The organism is Bacteriovorax sp. HI3 (assembly GCF_059738875.1).
The window spans coordinates 1853175-1869459 of sequence record NZ_AP026946.1 but is presented as its reverse complement, the minus strand read 5'-3'; the positions used below and the strand labels follow the sequence as shown (position 1 = coordinate 1869459).

Annotated in this window: 20 protein-coding genes; 9 read left to right on the top strand and 11 right to left on the bottom strand. The window is 42.4% G+C overall.

All coding sequences use genetic code 11. The features are described 5' to 3' along the window. Positions 1-12 precede the first annotated feature (12 nt). Positions 13-441 carry a SufE family protein gene (locus tag AC6JA8_RS09295; protein ID WP_497976814.1) on the bottom strand — a complete coding sequence of 143 codons (429 nt, stop codon included), beginning with the start codon at positions 439-441 and terminating at the stop codon, positions 13-15. A gap of 126 nt (positions 442-567) precedes the next feature. On the opposite strand from AC6JA8_RS09295, the gene AC6JA8_RS09290 reads away from it, so the two are divergent. Continuing rightward, entirely contained in the window at positions 568-1689 is a 1122-nt protein-coding gene (locus AC6JA8_RS09290) for a hypothetical protein (RefSeq protein ID WP_497976813.1), read from the top strand. 11 nt (positions 1690-1700) lie between these two features. Here AC6JA8_RS09290 and AC6JA8_RS09285 read toward each other — a convergent pair whose 3' ends face one another. The 5 genes from AC6JA8_RS09285 to AC6JA8_RS09265 all read right to left on the bottom strand — a co-directional run bounded on the left by AC6JA8_RS09285 (position 1701) and on the right by AC6JA8_RS09265 (position 6186). Next, the gene (locus tag AC6JA8_RS09285) at positions 1701-2111 is read right to left on the bottom strand and encodes a hypothetical protein (RefSeq protein WP_497976812.1); all 411 of its coding nucleotides are present in this window, start codon (positions 2109-2111) and stop codon (positions 1701-1703) included. 73 nt (positions 2112-2184) lie between these two features. Continuing rightward, the gene (locus tag AC6JA8_RS09280; protein WP_497976811.1) at positions 2185-2835 is read right to left on the bottom strand and encodes an RluA family pseudouridine synthase; all 651 of its coding nucleotides are present in this window, start codon (positions 2833-2835) and stop codon (positions 2185-2187) included. After that, positions 2832-4445: an asparagine synthase B gene (asnB, locus tag AC6JA8_RS09275; RefSeq protein ID WP_497976810.1), complete on the bottom strand. Its 1614-nt coding sequence runs from the start codon at positions 4443-4445 to the stop codon at positions 2832-2834. The genes AC6JA8_RS09280 and asnB overlap by 4 nt, the downstream gene beginning before the upstream one ends. 67 nt (positions 4446-4512) lie before the next feature. Further along, positions 4513-5439, bottom strand: coding sequence for a SelL-related redox protein (locus tag AC6JA8_RS09270; RefSeq protein ID WP_497976809.1), 927 nt, complete (start codon positions 5437-5439; stop codon positions 4513-4515). Positions 5440-5496: 57 nt separating this feature from the next. Continuing rightward, positions 5497-6186, bottom strand: a complete 690-nt coding sequence (locus tag AC6JA8_RS09265; protein ID WP_497976808.1) for a DUF4097 family beta strand repeat-containing protein — start codon at positions 6184-6186, stop codon at positions 5497-5499. Between the two features lie 59 nt (positions 6187-6245). Here AC6JA8_RS09265 and AC6JA8_RS09260 point away from each other — a divergent pair, with 59 nt between their 5' ends. Next, positions 6246-7154 (top strand): DMT family transporter, encoded by a 909-nt coding sequence (locus tag AC6JA8_RS09260; protein WP_497976807.1) that lies wholly within the window; start codon positions 6246-6248, stop codon positions 7152-7154. Here the strand turns inward: AC6JA8_RS09260 and AC6JA8_RS09255 are convergent. Both AC6JA8_RS09255 and AC6JA8_RS09250 read right to left on the bottom strand, forming a co-directional pair. Further along, positions 7121-7738: a murein L,D-transpeptidase catalytic domain family protein gene (locus tag AC6JA8_RS09255; RefSeq protein ID WP_497976806.1), complete on the bottom strand. Its 618-nt coding sequence runs from the start codon at positions 7736-7738 to the stop codon at positions 7121-7123. The two genes, AC6JA8_RS09260 and AC6JA8_RS09255, sit on opposite strands and share 34 nt — an antisense overlap. Positions 7739-7806: 68 nt before the next feature. Next, positions 7807-8784: a heme-dependent oxidative N-demethylase subunit alpha family protein gene (locus tag AC6JA8_RS09250; protein ID WP_497976805.1), complete on the bottom strand. Its 978-nt coding sequence runs from the start codon at positions 8782-8784 to the stop codon at positions 7807-7809. Between the two features lie 167 nt (positions 8785-8951). Between AC6JA8_RS09250 and AC6JA8_RS09245 the strand changes: the two genes are divergently transcribed. Both AC6JA8_RS09245 and AC6JA8_RS09240 read left to right on the top strand, forming a co-directional pair. Beyond that, positions 8952-9161: a hypothetical protein gene (locus AC6JA8_RS09245; protein WP_497976804.1), complete on the top strand. Its 210-nt coding sequence runs from the start codon at positions 8952-8954 to the stop codon at positions 9159-9161. A 90-nt stretch (positions 9162-9251) separates the two neighbouring features. Beyond that, positions 9252-10067, top strand: coding sequence for a class I SAM-dependent methyltransferase (locus tag AC6JA8_RS09240; RefSeq protein WP_497976803.1), 816 nt, complete (start codon positions 9252-9254; stop codon positions 10065-10067). On the opposite strand, the gene AC6JA8_RS09235 is transcribed toward AC6JA8_RS09240, so the two are convergent. Continuing rightward, a complete protein-coding gene (locus AC6JA8_RS09235; protein ID WP_497976802.1) occupies positions 10068-11747 on the bottom strand; it encodes a methyl-accepting chemotaxis protein in 1680 nt (559 codons plus the stop codon). 185 nt (positions 11748-11932) lie between these two features. Here AC6JA8_RS09235 and AC6JA8_RS09230 point away from each other — a divergent pair, with 185 nt between their 5' ends. The 3 genes from AC6JA8_RS09230 to map all read left to right on the top strand — a co-directional run bounded on the left by AC6JA8_RS09230 (position 11933) and on the right by map (position 13746). Beyond that, a complete protein-coding gene (locus AC6JA8_RS09230; RefSeq protein WP_497976801.1) occupies positions 11933-12526 on the top strand; it encodes a hypothetical protein in 594 nt (197 codons plus the stop codon). 78 nt (positions 12527-12604) lie between these two features. Then, complete coding sequence (locus AC6JA8_RS09225; protein WP_102243538.1) at positions 12605-12997, top strand: response regulator; 393 nt, start codon at positions 12605-12607, stop codon at positions 12995-12997. 5 nt (positions 12998-13002) lie between these two features. After that, positions 13003-13746 (top strand): type I methionyl aminopeptidase, encoded by a 744-nt coding sequence (map, locus tag AC6JA8_RS09220; RefSeq protein WP_497976800.1) that lies wholly within the window; start codon positions 13003-13005, stop codon positions 13744-13746. 8 nt (positions 13747-13754) lie between these two features. On the opposite strand, the gene AC6JA8_RS09215 is transcribed toward map, so the two are convergent. Together AC6JA8_RS09215 and AC6JA8_RS09210 are read right to left on the bottom strand one after the other, a co-directional pair. Then, on the bottom strand, positions 13755-14408 hold the full coding sequence (locus tag AC6JA8_RS09215) for a thermonuclease family protein (RefSeq protein ID WP_497976799.1): 654 nt from the start codon (positions 14406-14408) through the stop codon (positions 13755-13757). 9 nt (positions 14409-14417) lie between these two features. After that, positions 14418-14888, bottom strand: a complete 471-nt coding sequence (locus AC6JA8_RS09210; RefSeq protein ID WP_497976798.1) for a hypothetical protein — start codon at positions 14886-14888, stop codon at positions 14418-14420. Between the two features lie 137 nt (positions 14889-15025). On the opposite strand from AC6JA8_RS09210, the gene AC6JA8_RS09205 reads away from it, so the two are divergent. Both AC6JA8_RS09205 and AC6JA8_RS09200 read left to right on the top strand, forming a co-directional pair. Further along, the gene (locus AC6JA8_RS09205) at positions 15026-15976 is read left to right on the top strand and encodes a hypothetical protein (protein ID WP_497976797.1); all 951 of its coding nucleotides are present in this window, start codon (positions 15026-15028) and stop codon (positions 15974-15976) included. A 140-nt stretch (positions 15977-16116) separates the two neighbouring features. After that, a complete protein-coding gene (locus tag AC6JA8_RS09200) occupies positions 16117-16281 on the top strand; it encodes a hypothetical protein (protein WP_497976796.1) in 165 nt (54 codons plus the stop codon). Positions 16282-16285 lie beyond the last annotated feature (4 nt).

Here is a 16285-nt window from a genome sequence, read left to right as displayed (position 1 = left end):
TAATCTCTCTCGTTATTTTTGCATTTGCATTTTAGCTTTGTAGGCCATAGCAAAAAAAGAAATCTGTTTCATCATTGAGTTTAATCCATTGGCCCTCGACATCGATAGATGCTCGCGAAGCCCAATATCTTCTAAGAACGTTGGTTTCGTCATCAAGATTTCATCTGGAGTTGAGCCAGAGTAAACGCCCACTAAAAGAGCGACAATCCCTTTAACGATAGAAGCATCGCTGTCGGCCTGGAAAAAAATCTTTCCATCCACTAAATCAGCGTGCAGCCAAACTTGTGACTGGCAACCCTTCACTAGATTTGCGGGGATTCTATTACTTTCATCCATCGCAGGCATCTTCTTTCCAATCTCGATAAGATGCTTGTAGCGCTCTTCCCAATCGCTAAAGCGTTTAAAATCGGCAACCAGCCCTGCAATTCTCTCGTTAATCATTCCTGACTCTTTTGGTTTTATTCTTAAGTGGGTAATACCCCCTTCTTATAGCATGGGGAGGACGGAAAAACTATTCCTACAAACTCAAAAGATTCCTAAATAATCTAGGTATGTTAGAATACTTTTATGAGTCAAAACACTATCAAAAAAGGCCGCATTTTAGTTTACCGCGTTTACGATATCGGAGAGGAAATTGACCTGGAAAAGGCCGAGAAGCTCCTCCAGCAAGAAAATGCCGCCCGCTCCAAATTCAAACTAAAAAAGATCAACCAACAGGCCGTGATTGTATCCAATGACCCCTTGAGCGTGTCGTTAGGAAACTACACATACACTGATCACGATATGAATTTTAACCCGGAAGTCAGCGCTAAAATCTGGGAGTTCGGGGCCCTTTCTATAACTTTTGATTTTCCGATTCCTGAAGGGACGACGATTGATCAATTGCGCGGGATCTCGGATCGCATTCAAAACTACGACCTTCTCGACGTCTACGCCAGAGGCAAGGCCCGCGAGCTCTCACTGCAGATTAAAGACTCCATGGCCAAAATCAATGAGTGGGAAGTCAACGAAGACTACATCCTCTACTACATTGAAAGTTTTGCTAATAACTACCAGGACGCTTCGAGCATTCTTGTAGAAGAAGACATTGCGGCCCTTATTATCAATGAAGAAAAAGACCAGCTCGCTCCGCAAATTAAAGAGCGTATCTACACTTCAAAGCTGCAATACTATAAAAACGACCTGGCCATCATCGACTGGAACTCGGCCTTTATCATTGAGCCAAGCGGCTCGATGGACATCCCGGACGTCATTGAGTTTGCCCTCAACCAGCTTTTAGAAATGCGCTACTACGATGATCTTCTGGATAAAAAATTAAAGGGTCTTTACTCGGCAGTAGAACTTAAGGAGATGAGCATCTTCTCGTCACGCTATACAGACTTAGCACTTGAAGCGGGTCAAAGGTATATTGAGATCGCCGAGATCGTTGAGGCGGTAGAAAACTCCCTTAAGGTTATCGGGGATCTTTATCACTCGACCGTTTTTAGAATGGCCTCAAATAAGTTCAGGTTCTCCGACTGGCAGAGTTCAATCGACAATAAGCTCGATAACATGGCCGAGCTGTGTAAACTTCTCTTGGACAACGTTACGTCAAGACGAAGCCACCTTTTAGAGCTCATCATTATTGCGCTTATCTCTATCGAGCTGATCCCTTTTGTGAAACAGCTCATAGATTATATGAATCGCTAAAATGTAATGGATTAGTTAAGAACTGGTCTTACTCTTACCGACATTCCACGGAAAGACACGCGCGAGTCTTGGTTAACTTTCGCGATGATTTCTTTTTTGTAGAACGCACGTGAACCACTCGCCTTATAGAATTTCATCTCAAGTGCGATTTCATCGGCATTTTTCCCACGGCGTGGGTTGATTTCGACAAGTACGTTCTTGTCGCCGACTTTCTTTTCTAGTTCCGCTGTCTGGTAAAAAGGCATTGTGAGGTCAGAATTGACCGTTTTGTTCTTTGCTTTAAACTGCAGGTTTAGGTTAACCATCTGGGCACTCTTGGCCCCTTGAGCATTCATTGCTCTGCCGTCGATAGCGGCACTTGCTCCAAAAGAAGCCAGTAATAGAAGTGATAAGCACATTGTTTGCAAACGTGATCCGACCATTTTTTTCACCCTCATAGTAAAAAAATTTTTGTTATTTTTTTTAGTATAAAGATTTTCGAAACACGCTGGCAATCTAAAATTTTTTAATCTCTAAAATTTCTGGAAGCAAAAATTCTCTCGCGCGAGGAGCTTTGGAAAAATCAATTTTAAAAGCGCGAAGAGCGATTCCTTTTTCAGAGAATTCTTCGCTAGACGAGTATAGAACGTCACCGATGATCGGGTGCCCGTGGCGGAAAAGTTCGTAGCGAAGTTGATGAGAGCGCCCGGTGATTGGGTTCATTTCCCAATGAAAAACCCCATTTTCAACGCCTGCTAAAAAGGCCGTCGTCAGACTCTCCTTTCCATGAGGAGCTTCATAGGCGCGCTTTTTCCCGCGCAGAAGTTTGCACTTCCAGTTGTAGCTTTCGCCAACTTTAAAAATCTCGCGGGTATCGGGAAGTGGTTTTGTCAGGGCCACATAAGTCTTATGAACTTCTTTTTTTTCAAACCAGGCGTTGCCAGCTTTATGGGCGGCGGGAGTTTTGGCGTACATAATGAGCCCCTGAACTTCAAAGTCCAGGCGGTGAACCGGATAAATGGTAATTTTTAAATCATGCTCCAGGATTTTTCCCAGGACCGGACGCCCGTCATCTTCGCCCATGCGGCCGGGAACACTTAAAACCATGGCCTTTTTGTCAACAATAACAAAGTGTTCATTCTCTAAAACGATGTCGTAGAAACTCATTTCCCGCTGGCCCCATAATTTGGAAGAACGCGGGCACTTGGGTCCGTCACTTTGCAGTTATCCCAGGTCTGATTTGGCATCCAGTAGTCCTTGATCAAATGAGCGCGACCGGGATAAAACTCTTCAAAGATCTCGCGGTATAAAAGCGATTCTTTAGTAAATGGTGTTTTGTACGGATATTTTTTGTAAGCGTTTTTCACGTCTTCGTCAGTGTATTGTTTTTCGGCATAGGCCTTAAGTTCGTCCACCATACTGTGTCCGACAGCATCTGAAAAGGCTGCTTTGTCTCGCCAGAGAATGTGATCTGGAAGAAGTTTCTTTTCTCCATCACCCGCTTTGAAGGCCTCTCTTAAAAGAAACTTTCCCATTCCCGTCGTGTTCATTTTTAATTTTGGGTCAATCCCCATAACAAATTGAACGAAGTCTTTATCTGAAAAAGGCACGCGGGCCTCAAGTGAATGGGCAGAAATACAGCGGTCAGCGCGAAGAACATCGTAAATATAAAGCTCGTGGATTCTTTTTGCGGCTTCCTTCTGGAACTCTTCCGGACTTGGGGCAAAGTCGGTGTACTTGTACCCAAAAAGCTCGTCGCTCACCTCTCCACTTAGGAGAACTTTGATATTGGTTTTTTCTCCGATGTGTTTGCACACCAAATACATTCCAATTGAGGCCCTGACAGTTGTGATGTCCCAGGTCTCAAGGTGATAAATAACATTTCTTAATGCGCCTAAAACATCGGCCACAGTCATCGTGACATTGGTGTGATGAGCGCCGATATAATCGGCCACATCTTGGGCGTATTTCGAATCAATCGCATCGTCAGTCATGCCGATAGAAAATGTGCGGATCGGTTTTCTACTCATCTCCTGGGCAATCGCACACACCAGACTTGAATCCAGACCTCCACTTAAAAGAAATCCGATTTCAGCATCTGATTGTAGCCTCTTTTTAACTCCTTCGCGCAAGCGCGAGTTGATGCCTTTTAAAACATCTGGAGTTGAAAGCTTGTGGTAACTTTCGGCCTTTGAAAGATCCAGGTATGAAATTAATTTTTCGCCGTCATAATAATGCCCAGGAGGAAAAGGAGTGACTTCAGAACACACATCTACCAACGCCTTAACTTCGGAAGCAAAAGCGATTTTTCCTTCTTTAGTTTTTCCGTAAAAAAGTGGTCTGATCCCCATTGGATCGCGGGCGGCAAGCAGTTTTCCTTTTTTTTCATCCCAGATAACTAAAGCGTACTCAGCATCAAGGGACTGCACCATTTTTTCCATTCCCCACATTTCATAAAGGGGAAGCAGGACTTCACAATCTGAGTGAGAGATAAAATTATGATTTGTGCATTTTGTTTTAAGCTCAGGGTAATTATAGATTTCGCCATTACACACCAGCATATTTCCCGATGAGGTAGAAAAAGGCTGCGCACCAAGTGGTGAGAGATCCATAATGGCCAGGCGATGAAAACCGATGACACCTTTTTTAAAGGCCACAACTTTGTGATCATCAGGACCGCGGTGAGTGAGTTTATTGTAAAGATTTTTAAAAGGACCTAAGACGCTAGAAGACTGAGAAGAATCGAACTCTCCTTCGATTACGATAAAACCGCACATCTACCAAACTCCCTGGATTAATGTTTTTTGTGAACCAAAAAACATCCTTCCATCATAGCATGGCGGCCTAAAATTTTGGAAGAGTGTCCAAATGGAACATATGAGTGGCAGATTTGGCCTTTTCTTCAAAGAGAATCTGGCCTTGAGAAAGAACAAAAATACCGCCCAATTGCATGCCATCACCCTCGAGACGTCCAACGCCATGTCCTTTGAAAATTCCGGCATAAACATAGCGAATCCACGTCATTGGTCCAAAAAGCTGGTAAAGGCTCCCGCGCTTTAGATTTAAACTTCTGTATAAAACACGAGCGGGGTCAGAAACGTGATGAACCGGATGGTCGTAGTAGTGAGAGAAGAATTCGTTACCAGACTCCAGATCACTCATATGCACAAAAACAAGAGTCAGATTGTGGCCTTTGACGACCGATTCAATTTTAGACATCTCCGCTACAGTTTCACGACAAAAAGTGCACCCGAAATGGCGGACAAACACCAAAAGGACGTTTTGATTGCGCGATAATTCTAAGAGAGAAACATTTTGGGAAGTGCGCACATACTTAATCAGGTCACTAAACTTCTTGGGCTCACTGTCTTCCGCAATCTCACTGTCGTAAGCGCAAAGTAAAATATAGTAAAAAGGAAGCAGCCAGATGGCATGACTGAGCAACATAAATAAAGAAAACGAGGCCGGAAGATTGTGAGTGATCAAGGCCTTAGCAAAAACAAAAGTGCACAAGAGTGATGAAAGTAACCCGACCATAACTATCGGCCAATATCTATCCGAATCAAAGCTGGCGATATAGTAACCTATCCCCATGACTGCAGCCCCCATTCCCAGGAGTTGCCAGAATTCAACACCTGAAAAGAGCTCAACTCCAAAAAGGCGCAAAAATCCTTGAGGGAATAGCGTTACAATCAAACCCCATAGCAGGCCATAAATGGCACTTGTTCTTAGGATTTTTTGATTAACATCAACAGTAAAGAAATTTTTCATACCAAGATTCTAACCTGACTTTTCTTCCTTGGGAAATAAGACCGCGTTTAGACAGGCCTAAATTTTAACAATAGAAAGGTCGCCACTGGCACTTTTACCATTAATGAATACTTGATATTCTTCGGTTTCTCCGATCGCATTAAATAATTTTCCTGTGGCACTCTTAAAATCAACGCGGATCTTGCAACTTGATGGCAATGACAGAGTGGTCTTGCCAGTGGCACTCATAAAATCCAGGTCGGCCCTTCCTGAGCAAGTTTTATAAGCAAATGACATGGCCCCGGTTGCTGTTTTCGCCGAGATATTTTTTAAAACATCCCCAAGAACGCTCACGCTCCCTGTTGCGGTTTTAACGTCGAGAACTCCATTAATGTCTTTAACAGTAACTGCAGCTGTGCCTGAAGAAATATTCATATCAAAACTTTGAGAGACGGGAACTGTCACTGTCACATCATAATTGCAGTCAGCTTTTTCAAAGATAATATTCTCGCTCGTGATCTTGACGTTGAGTTGAGTATTTTCCAGACCAATAGTCTTGATGCATTTGCTGTTTTCTTTAGCGTTTTGTTCCGCCACATGCACACTGATATCTTTTTGTGTCTTCGATGAAACCAGTACAATTTTACCTTTTGGAACCGATACACTTAGCGACTTAATTCCGTTTGAAGGAAAACGAAGGGGGTTGGCCACATCAGCAAAAGCATTTCCAGAAATAAGTGCGATAAAAAGAGATAAAACTAATGACATAAATCACCCGTTAGTTAAAATGAAGTTGTTCTTCAATCCTAGCAGAGAAAGCTTTTAAAATGAACTCTCGAAACATACTTTTATTCTCCGTTTGCTCTCTAATCTGGGGAACAACCTGGTTTGTCATTAAATTCCAAATTGACAGCACCGGCCCTATTGCTGGCGTTTTTTTTCGCTACGTTTTGGCGGCCTTGATGATGTTTGCCATCAACATCTTTTTTATCAAAAAGAGTCTCAAATACCCGCTGGCCAATCACAAATTTTTTATGCTTCAGGGCCTTTTTAACTTCTGTTTAAACTACATCCTGACTTATGTTTCTGAGCAATACATCAACTCGGGTCTCGTGGCCTTAACTTTTACCGTGCTGATCTACTTCAATATGCTGGGGATGAAACTCATCTATAAAAAAGAGATTTATAAAAACGTCATCTATGGCGCTATTATGGGATTTTTTGGAATCATCTTTTTGTTCTGGAGAGAGATTGCGAATTTTAGCGCCGATAAAGTCACGATCTTCGGGATTGTGATTGGAATCGTCGCAACGCTGTTTGCCTCTATTGGAAATATGTTTGCTTATAAAAACCATCAACTCAAAGTTCCGGTTATGACCTTTAATGCCTGGGGAATGTTGTATGGTGCCTGTTTTAGTTTAATTATCGGGCTTATCCAGGGTGAGAGTTTTCACTTCCCGAGCACTCCATCATTTCTTCTATCTCTCTCTTACCTGAGTCTTTTTGGGACAGTCGTGGCCTTCTGGGCCTACCAGACATTGGTGGGAACGATTGGAGCAGACCGCGCGGCCTATACCAGTATTATTTCTCCGGTGATTGCGATGCTTATTTCTTCAGTGTTTGAAAACATCGTCTTTACTCCCCAACTTTTTATTGGGATTCTACTTTGCTTCTTCGGGAATTTACTGGCGCTTAAAAAACCTCAAAAAAGCGATGTTGCCCCGAGACCTGCATAAAGAAGAGCTCCGCCTTTTAAGCGGTCAATCAGGTCCTGGTGATAACGCATCTCCAGTGCCGGGCAGCCATAACTTCTGCCGATTTTCTTTCCTGGTTTCACGTAATCTGCTCCATGAATAACGATGGCGCGAGCGCGGGCATTGGAATTGGTGCTTGAAAGGCCATCGAGCCTAAGCGAATAACCATTTTGACCATTATAGGTTTCGGCCGTCAGGTAAAAACCAAGGGAGCTCATTAATGAGTCAGGAGTGTTGGAAAATTTTGTCGCGTACCCATCATAATCAGGGTCAGAATTTTTTCCGTGAGCTGTCAGATAAGTTTCCACTCTCCCTGATTCCATATCAATGATATAAAAGCGCTCTTTTGAATTGTGTTGTTTGAAATCAATCACCCCCATCAAGCGCTGATTTTTTATCTGCTCGAGATGAGAATCAAAATAGGCCACGGCCTCTTTTAATAAATTTTTAGGAACAAGTCGATCGGGATCAAGGTGTGAGTAGTCCCTAAAACTTTGCGCCTGAGCGATTTGAGTGAACAAAAGAAAAAGGCCCGCGAAGAGTCCTGGATAAAATGAATTTTTCATAAATCCATTTTATCGCTCTCAAAATTTTTCGCTTTCGCTGGGAAAAAAGTGCGTTTCTGACTAGTCTTTTAGGCCTCTAGCCAAGAAATCAATTGATCAAAACACCCCGCCACGCCTTTATAAACACGGCTTTCCGGCGACATTGATTTAAGCGCAGAGATAAGTTGATCCCTTTGATAGGGATTATTTTTTACTTCCAGCCCCGACATAAAAGTCACGCCAATAGTAAAAAGGGAAGCATCGACATGAGGAAACCCCCACATGACTTGTCTTTCAATCCTGAAGTAAAAAGGAATAGCGGCGTCTTCGTTAAAGCTTCTTCCCTTCCACGCCACTGGGTCAATTCCTGGTGGAGGTGTCGGGTGGTGATTGAGTCTCTGATCAGTCACGAAACTCCAGATAAAGCGCACGTAAGGCCCTTTATTGATCATGGTCTCAACCAGCTTGTCGGCCACGCGGTTGATTTTATCAATGCCGGGAATCGGCACGTGAATATCAAAAAAGTTCATCCCGATTTTATCTTCTGCTGACCAATGGCTTGGGCTGCATAAATGCAGTAGACCGAGATGATCTTTTACCACATCACCCTCTACACTTCGGCAAACCATAGCGATGTCTTCTTCCACTTGTAATGAAAGCGCATCGAGAATGTGCTCAACCGGAGGAGAGATTGGGTTCTCCGAGTGAAAGCTTACAAAATCAAAATTGTTATCGACGATCAAGCGATCACCTGTGTGCACGCACTCCAGGACTTGCTCTCTAAAAATAAAATACTGTGGGTATTCTTTGACTAATTCTTCGATTAAAAATCGCGCCAGCACATTCACGCGCTCAGCACTTAAGTCTTTCATGCAAAAATACTTTGAAAGCCTCTCAGCACGACACTCTAATTTATTTTGGCGGTATTCTTTAAATTTAGACGAAATGAGAAAGACCTTCTGGTCGAAATCTCCGTTGCCAAAGTCATGGCCTAACGAGCGTAGTCCGGGAGCGACAACATATTCGCCTCTTTCAATCGGGAAGAATTTGGGGTCATTAGTGCTCATATCCTGATTAAAACATGAAGTTATTAATTTGAAACCAAGTATTCTCAAATTTTTTACTTTATATCTATTGATTTTCTGAATGAAGAGATTGATTTTATCGAATATCACGCAGCTTATAAAGGGACGATACTAAGGTTGTAGAACAAAGGAAAAAAGGAGAATTTTCTATGAAAAATCCTTTAGTAAAAGCGAAAGCGATCAACCTCGATAAAGAGAAAGTCTTCCTCGCTGGAGTGGCCCTTCTAATTGCCATTATCAGTGCGCTAGTAATTATGCCAATGGCCCACGCTAAGGACTGTGAGCAAGCTAAATTATCTGCCCAAGAAGAAGTTATTTTACCTCCCTTCGAACTAAAATCGCAAAAATTAGGGCACTAACCCTTAAGGCCCAGTGAAAAAAATTCACTGGGCGGCGCTTTTCCCCTCTCCCATCTATACAATTTCCCCCTTTTTCTCTAATCTCCCCCCATGACTGAATTAAGACCCAACCAATCCGTAAAACTGCTCCAAGAGCTGCATATTCTCACGAGAGACGGCAAGCTTAACCAGGACAGCCGAAGAAAACTCAAGCAGGTGTATCACTTGTTTAATTTTATCGAGCCGATGCTAAAAGAATTGGCAGAAAAAAAGGACGACTATACGCTGGTTGATCACGGTGCGGGAAAATCATACCTGGGTTTTATCATTTACGATTTGTTTTTTAAGAGTCAGGGACAAGGGACTATTTACGGGATTGAAACCCGCGATGAGCTGGTAAAAAAATCCATTGAACTTGCCCGCGACTGCGAATTTCCGCGCATGAAGTTTCTCAATCTATCTGTCGAAGCTTCGATGAATGATTCATCACTGCCGGAACAAATTGACATGGTCACGGCCCTGCACGCTTGCAATACAGCGACAGACGATGCGATTAAATTTGCCCTTCAGAAAAAAAGCCAGTACCTGGTGCTTGTTCCTTGCTGCCAGGCCGAAGTCGCTTCTATTCTTCGCAAAAATAAAGCACAGACAAAAACATCTTTGAGTGAAATCTGGAGACACCCGTTGCATACCAGAGAGTTTGGAAGCCAGCTGACCAACGTTCTTCGCTGCCTGCAACTTGAGGCCCACGGTTATCAAGTGACTGTGACTGAACTTGTAGGTTGGGAGCATTCAATGAAAAATGAACTCATCATTGCTAAATTCAATCCAGATACCAATAAGAAAAAAGCGGCCCAGCGTTTAAGTGACATCCTAGGCGAATTAGGACTCACTGAACTTTCTGAGCGCTTCTTTCTTCCACAATAATTAAGCGGCCCCATTTACTGTTTTAAGCAGGTCAGAGACCACTTTTTCTAACTCAATGGCATCGTTGTTTAAGTTATCAGCAACGTTAGAGAGCTCTTGTGAAGTATGCGAGTTATCCTGAGTGACAACGTCCAGCTGTCCCATTGCTTTTGTGATTTCACTAATCCCTTGAGACTGCTCAACGCTGGCATTAGAAATTTCCAGGGCCATATCAGAAGTCACTTTTACGTTAGAGACGATCTCTTCTAAAATCTCTCCACAGTCGCGGGCCACAGAACTTCCGTACTCCACTTTTGTCTTTCCTTCCGTCAGAAGCTTATCAACTTTAATTTTTGTATCATGAACAATGCGCTCAACAGTCTGGATACTGTTATCAAGCATGCCGCTGATTTCAGTCGCGGCCTCTCCGCTGACTCGGGCAAGGTTCCCAACTTCTTCGGCCACCACCGCAAAACCTTTTCCATTTTCTCCCGCTCGCGCCGCTTCGACAGAGGCGTTGAATGAAAGCAGTTTTGTCTGGAAAACAATATCGTTAATCACTTTTGTTTTATTTCCAATATCGTGGATGAGTTTTACAATTTCTGAGAATTCCTGGTTAGAGTGATCAATTTCACTCCTGATGTTTTCATTTGAGTGATTAATCTCTTCCATTGAGTGAATCATCTTCTCTACGATGTCACTTCCCTTTTGCGCCTTCTCTCTTGAAACAGACGAAGCTTTTGACGTTGACCCGGCATAATCTGAAGTTTTCTTAATCATCGCGCCTACTTCTTCCAGCGAAGCAGCTGTCTGCTGCAGGGATGCCGTCTGCTCAACATTGGACTGAGATAAATCCGTTGAGTTTGACTTCATCTGTTGAGAAGTGCTGGCCACATTAGAGCTTACTCCAGAGAGAACTTCAGCCACTTTTTTTAAATTGTCCAAAGGTCCTTTAATTAACGTAAAGGCCAGAGCAATCGCGACCACAATCGGAATGAGTCCAAATAAGATCGTTTTAAGGTTATTTTTATCGACTTCGCGAAGAGCTGCAATTTTATTAATATCGGTTTTAATGGCAAAGACACCATGGAGCTTACCATCGCTCCAATTCTCCATTTTATAACCGAGAATATCTTTTCCATTCCCCCATGGGCTGGTCGCAGGGGCGCCATGACAAGTCATACATCCTTGAGACTCTGAAAGCCTGACTGGTTTATAAACAGTTATCGACTCACCGTCATCGTGAACATATTTTTGAAGCTCTTTGTTTTCCTGGAATTTTTTAAAAATAGAAAGCTCAAAATCAGTGGCCATATTTTCTTTTTTTCTTGGCTCATCCGAAAAGACTCTAAACGAATACCCTTCCGCTTCAGCATCCTTGGCCCCAATTTTCATGGCCGCAAAAATAGGAACCTGTTTTAAGACTTCTAATTTGTCATTATCGCTCATTTCAGAATCCGACTTGTACTTGCCCTTCATGCGCTCAACAATCGGTTTTAAACCGCCTTGCAGGGCCACAAACTCAGTAGCGGCTTCAAGTCGCGAGTGAATGGTCGCTGCTTTTTCTTCAATTCCTTTCTTTAGATCCACATGGGCAAAATACAAGGCCATTCCAATGGAAGTCCCTGAACAAATCAGACATGAGATCCCTACGATTAAAAGAATTTTTGTGCTAAATTTGAAGTGCTGGTAGCTCTTCATAAGATGTTCCCCTGCTTTGTTTAACATCTGTTCGAAGAAGCATTGAACTTTCTCGACATGACAAATATCATGTTTCCATAAATAAGCTTTACTAACTAAGATTCAAATCCAATCAATGTTAGTGCTTAGAGAACAAATATAAGGACAAGCTTTAGTTAGGCCTAGAAAAAATTAAGTCATCAGGTATGCAAAATAAACTAAAAGACTATTTAAAAGAAAAAGGATTCAATATTTGTTTAACGGCAAAGGCCGGCAATATCTCCTGTCTGCATTCTTTGTTATCCAGCGAAGAAAAAGAAAAGACCCTTGTTCTCATCGGCAGCGGAGGAAAAACTCTCTGGGAAAAACTGCCGCAAAAAAAAGGAGAGCACCCCATTGACGAGTACACTCTGCAAACGATGCGAGAGCTTTCTCAACTTTTTAATTTAGATCACGAAGTGCTCTACCCTGATAATCAAAGAATTCTCCCGCTTCAACAAATCGGAAGGCATTTTAATCTTTCTCATCCATCACCTTTTGGGCCCGATCTCTCTTTTCTATTTGGACCTTGGTTTGGTTTTCGTGGAGTTTTTCTCACTTCACTAGCAATGACTGAAACAACCCTGGCCCCATGGGATTCACCTTGCACTCCATGTCCAAGGCCCTGCTTGCAGGAGAAAGAATTCTACCTTGCGCGTCGCTTATGCCCATTTCGTATTGAACACCAGTATACAAATGAGCAGCAGGAGTATCATTTAAAGGTATTAAAGGCCGAATTATCAAAGTGGCAGAATGCGTAATCCTATAAAATTCATTGTGATTTAACCCTCACCAAGGTAGAGTTCACCCAAAGATATTAGTCCAGAGGATCAATCGAAATGACGACCGATAAAAAGACAGTGCTGATTATTGAAGACGACATGGACATCCGCGAGCTAGTTGCTGAAATCTTAACCGATGAAGGGTATATCACTAAAACGGCCGAAAATGGTCGCGTTGGACTAGACTACCTTATCGCTTGTCCGAAAGATTCTCTTCCAGATTGTGTGATTCTCGATCTTATGATGCCCGTTATGACTGGACTTCAAGTGATGGAATATCTTTTAAGCAATCACGCCAATGACCTGGCGAAACTTCCCATTATTATAACAACGGCCAAAGGAAATCCAAAAGAAGACCTGGTCAATATGCCTGCCAATGTCACTAAGATTAGAAAGCCGATGGACGTTAATGAGCTTATCGATACAGTGGCCAAGCACAGCCAAAGATAGTTACCATGACGATTGAAACCAAAGAAGACATTGAAAAATTAAAAGTGATCGGAAAAATTGTGGCCGATGCCCTAAAGCTTATGATGAGTGAAGCTAAAGTGGGAATGACGACAAAAGAGCTTGATGATATCGGAGCGAAGTATTTAGTCGATCACGGGGCCAACTCTGCTCCCCTTATCACTTATAAATTTCCAGGCGCGACTTGTATTTCAGTCAATGAGGAAATTGCTCACGGTATTCCCGGAGAGCGCGCTTTAAAAGACGGCGACATCATCAATATCGATGTCTCTGCTGAAAAGGACGGCTACTTTGCTGACACAGGTGGATCATTTGTCCTAGGGCAATCGAGCGCCGATCAAAAACGTGTAATGAAAGCGACAAGAGAAGCACTCAATGCGGCCATGGAAGTCGCACGCGCAGGTGCACCTTTAAACCTTATCGGGAAGGCCATTGAAAAAGTCGCGCGCAAACATAAGTTAAAAATTATCGAAAACCTTGGTTCACACGGTGTCGGCCGCGCCCTTCACGAAGAACCAGGCTTTATTGCCAGCTACTACGACCCGGATGACCGCCGCACTCTTCATGAGGGGCAGGTTATTACGATTGAGCCGTTTTTATCGACGAAATCAAACTGGGTTGAAGAATCAAGTGATGGCTGGACACTCTACTGTGAAGAAGGAAACATCGCTGCTCAATATGAGCACACGATGATTATCACGAAGCACAGGCCTCTGATTGTCACGGCGTAAGTTTTTTTTTACCAGCTAAATCCCTGTCCAAAAGCAGAACTTTCATTCGAGAAGAAAACACGGTTGTAATGAGGAACTGAATCGATATCTTCAGGCGCAAAAAGTTTTTTCGTCTTAAAGTTCCCAATCATATTAGTTCCCGGAACTCCCTTGCCTTCCTGACGGAAGATATAAGGAAGCGGGTTGTGAGAGAATTTATCAGAGTAAATCCCCACTTTGTTTTCTGAAGCGATGAGAGCGGCTTCACTGTATTTAACAAAGATTTTTTTATCGTATGGATAAATGAAATAAAGAGCGCCCCATCCCGCCTTTAACATCTCCAGGTTTAAATCCACTCCATTATAGATAATTTGCCCGAGGTAGCGGTTATTGGAATCCATGTTTTTGTCAGAGAGTTCAATTTGAATAGTTGAATTAAGTGGCAGCATACTCTTTAAGTAGTCGCGGGCCATCTCTGCACTCTCGCCTTGAGTCGCGCCGTTAAAATCAATTTCCGGAGTATCGACACCCATCAGGCGAAGCTTCGCTTTTTTGGTTGGAGTTTCACTTGGCAGAAATGTCAGTGTATCGCCATCGTGAATGCTGATAACTTTTCCGGCGATCGTTTTTGCTTCGATCGCCTGAAAAGATAATAATAGAAATAATGAAAAGATGATTTTCAATGTAATCTCTTAGAAAATGTCTGAGTATTCGTCTTGGATGCGAACTGGGAATTCTGAATCGTATTCACCTGTTCTGTTGTGACCGAACTCATCACTCACTTCATCAGGGTTTCCGCTTACAATCACATCGCGAGAGTCGCTCTCGTATGAGTCACCAGCGATTTTCTTTGAACAAGACACTTTGTTGTTTTTTACTTTGCATGATTCATAAGTTGCAACTCTTTCGTAGTCAGTTAACTTACAAACGTTTTTAGTGTTACAAGTATAGTAACCTGTCACCACTTCAAAAACCTGAGTTCCCCATTGAGCTACTAATTTTCCACGCACGACATTTGAATTCTTTACTTTTTTTACGTCTAAACTTTGGAAGATAACTTTGTTTTTCATCACTCCAAGTTCTTTGACTTTCACAAGTCTTACTTCACCAGCAAAGGCCGTTGTTAGTGTTAAAAGTGCTAAAAGCCCCATGATCTTTTTCATTATAATCCCCTTCTCTAAATTTTCCCCTGTAATATCGTGGTGTTTAGCTCTCGTCAAAGATTATGAATTATTTTCATGGTCCAGGGATTATCCAAAAGTGACCATGGTAAGTTGAATCCCTAATCTTGGGGGATTAAATGAAAAAAACGGCGATTCTTACACTGCTTTTTGCTCAATCTGTCTTTGCCTTAGAAACCGACCAATTCCACGCGGCCTCACATGTGCTGGCGGAATCTTCTCTCCACATTAATAATTATATCGACGATAAATTTGAGAAGGCCCTGGCCCAGGCCAACAATAAAGATAAAGAAGTCGCCTGCCGCGATCTCGCTGATGATGTCATGACGGGAATCGTAGGAAAATTTTCAATTAGTAAGATCAGCCAGTTTGCGAAAAAATCTCCAGACATCGAGCGCTACCCTGGAGATGAACTTTCTCAATTTGAATACATCAATCAGTCCATTTATAAGGATGCCGGTTTTCCTTTTTATTTTGGAATTATCTCTAGAACAATTAATGTCGGCGGCGTTTATATTGGAACAGATAAACTTGGGCACTTTGCGCTGGTTGGACGAAACTACTACCGCCGTTACTTAGAAAATTTAGATAAAGGAATGAGTCCTGAAGCGGCCAAAAAAGATTCGGTCTTCACCGGCTTTAAACAAGAGATCCACATTCTTGGTTACACACTTGGTGGAGTTCTCTCTTTTGGTGACCTGGAGGCCAACTACCAAGGGATGACTTTTGCCATTTCAATGTGTGATGGAGAAAACCCTTATCTTATTAAAGAAAACGGCCAATGGAAGAAAAATCCAAAGCGTGTTTTTGATATCAAAAACTACATCAACCCAAAGATGGATGAGTCTTACAAACCGGCCTTCTGGAAACCTAAACTTTGGGAAAAAATTAAACCGACTATTAAAGAAGTCTATTGTGAGCTTAAGAAAAACCCACTTTATATTGAGCGTGTAAAGAGCTATCAATCAAAAATCACTATGAATCAAAATGATGATTTCATCAAAGAATTCTTTAGTGAACGTCCAAAATTCGACCGCAAGCTCGAAGATATCGATTCTCTTTGCGAGTAAATAACCGAGCACTTTAAATGGTGGGCTTTTGTCACTGACAAATTCCCACCAGCTTAAATTTATTTTTCCTGCTTTAAACTCACCAAAAATTCTTCTATTCTATAATCCTTAATGACTAATCTTTTTTTCAGGAAGAAAAAATGAATCTACTTATGCTTGGTGCCCTCGCAGGCGGCTTCTCTGGTGCTTTTGGTTTTTTCCTTGCCGGAAAATTTCATGGAAATGACAAAGGCGAAAGACTCTACCCGATTTACTCTGCCACATTTTTTGGGCTTATTGTTTTAGCGACAAAGTTCCTGACCTGAGGAA

What these genes read in the sequence shown, in the direction of transcription:
- AC6JA8_RS09230 (WP_497976801.1), top strand. Translation starts at nt 11,933, where the DNA reads ATGCAAAATAAACTAAAAGACTATTTAAAAGAAAAAGGATTCAATATT.
- AC6JA8_RS09205 (WP_497976797.1), top strand. Translation starts at nt 15,026, where the DNA reads ATGAAAAAAACGGCGATTCTTACACTGCTTTTTGCTCAATCTGTCTTT.
- AC6JA8_RS09200 (WP_497976796.1), top strand. Translation starts at nt 16,117, where the DNA reads ATGAATCTACTTATGCTTGGTGCCCTCGCAGGCGGCTTCTCTGGTGCT.
- AC6JA8_RS09270 (WP_497976809.1), bottom strand. Translation starts at nt 5,439, where the DNA reads ATGAAAAATTTCTTTACTGTTGATGTTAATCAAAAAATCCTAAGAACA.
- AC6JA8_RS09290 (WP_497976813.1), top strand. Translation starts at nt 568, where the DNA reads ATGAGTCAAAACACTATCAAAAAAGGCCGCATTTTAGTTTACCGCGTT.
- AC6JA8_RS09295 (WP_497976814.1), bottom strand. Translation starts at nt 441, where the DNA reads ATGATTAACGAGAGAATTGCAGGGCTGGTTGCCGATTTTAAACGCTTT.
- AC6JA8_RS09210 (WP_497976798.1), bottom strand. Translation starts at nt 14,888, where the DNA reads ATGAAAAAGATCATGGGGCTTTTAGCACTTTTAACACTAACAACGGCC.
- AC6JA8_RS09285 (WP_497976812.1), bottom strand. Translation starts at nt 2,111, where the DNA reads ATGGTCGGATCACGTTTGCAAACAATGTGCTTATCACTTCTATTACTG.
- asnB (WP_497976810.1), bottom strand. Translation starts at nt 4,445, where the DNA reads ATGTGCGGTTTTATCGTAATCGAAGGAGAGTTCGATTCTTCTCAGTCT.
- AC6JA8_RS09260 (WP_497976807.1), top strand. Translation starts at nt 6,246, where the DNA reads ATGAACTCTCGAAACATACTTTTATTCTCCGTTTGCTCTCTAATCTGG.
- AC6JA8_RS09265 (WP_497976808.1), bottom strand. Translation starts at nt 6,186, where the DNA reads ATGTCATTAGTTTTATCTCTTTTTATCGCACTTATTTCTGGAAATGCT.
- AC6JA8_RS09255 (WP_497976806.1), bottom strand. Translation starts at nt 7,738, where the DNA reads ATGAAAAATTCATTTTATCCAGGACTCTTCGCGGGCCTTTTTCTTTTG.
- AC6JA8_RS09240 (WP_497976803.1), top strand. Translation starts at nt 9,252, where the DNA reads ATGACTGAATTAAGACCCAACCAATCCGTAAAACTGCTCCAAGAGCTG.
- AC6JA8_RS09225 (WP_102243538.1), top strand. Translation starts at nt 12,605, where the DNA reads ATGACGACCGATAAAAAGACAGTGCTGATTATTGAAGACGACATGGAC.
- map (WP_497976800.1), top strand. Translation starts at nt 13,003, where the DNA reads ATGACGATTGAAACCAAAGAAGACATTGAAAAATTAAAAGTGATCGGA.
- AC6JA8_RS09235 (WP_497976802.1), bottom strand. Translation starts at nt 11,747, where the DNA reads ATGAAGAGCTACCAGCACTTCAAATTTAGCACAAAAATTCTTTTAATC.
- AC6JA8_RS09280 (WP_497976811.1), bottom strand. Translation starts at nt 2,835, where the DNA reads ATGAGTTTCTACGACATCGTTTTAGAGAATGAACACTTTGTTATTGTT.
- AC6JA8_RS09250 (WP_497976805.1), bottom strand. Translation starts at nt 8,784, where the DNA reads ATGAGCACTAATGACCCCAAATTCTTCCCGATTGAAAGAGGCGAATAT.
- AC6JA8_RS09245 (WP_497976804.1), top strand. Translation starts at nt 8,952, where the DNA reads ATGAAAAATCCTTTAGTAAAAGCGAAAGCGATCAACCTCGATAAAGAG.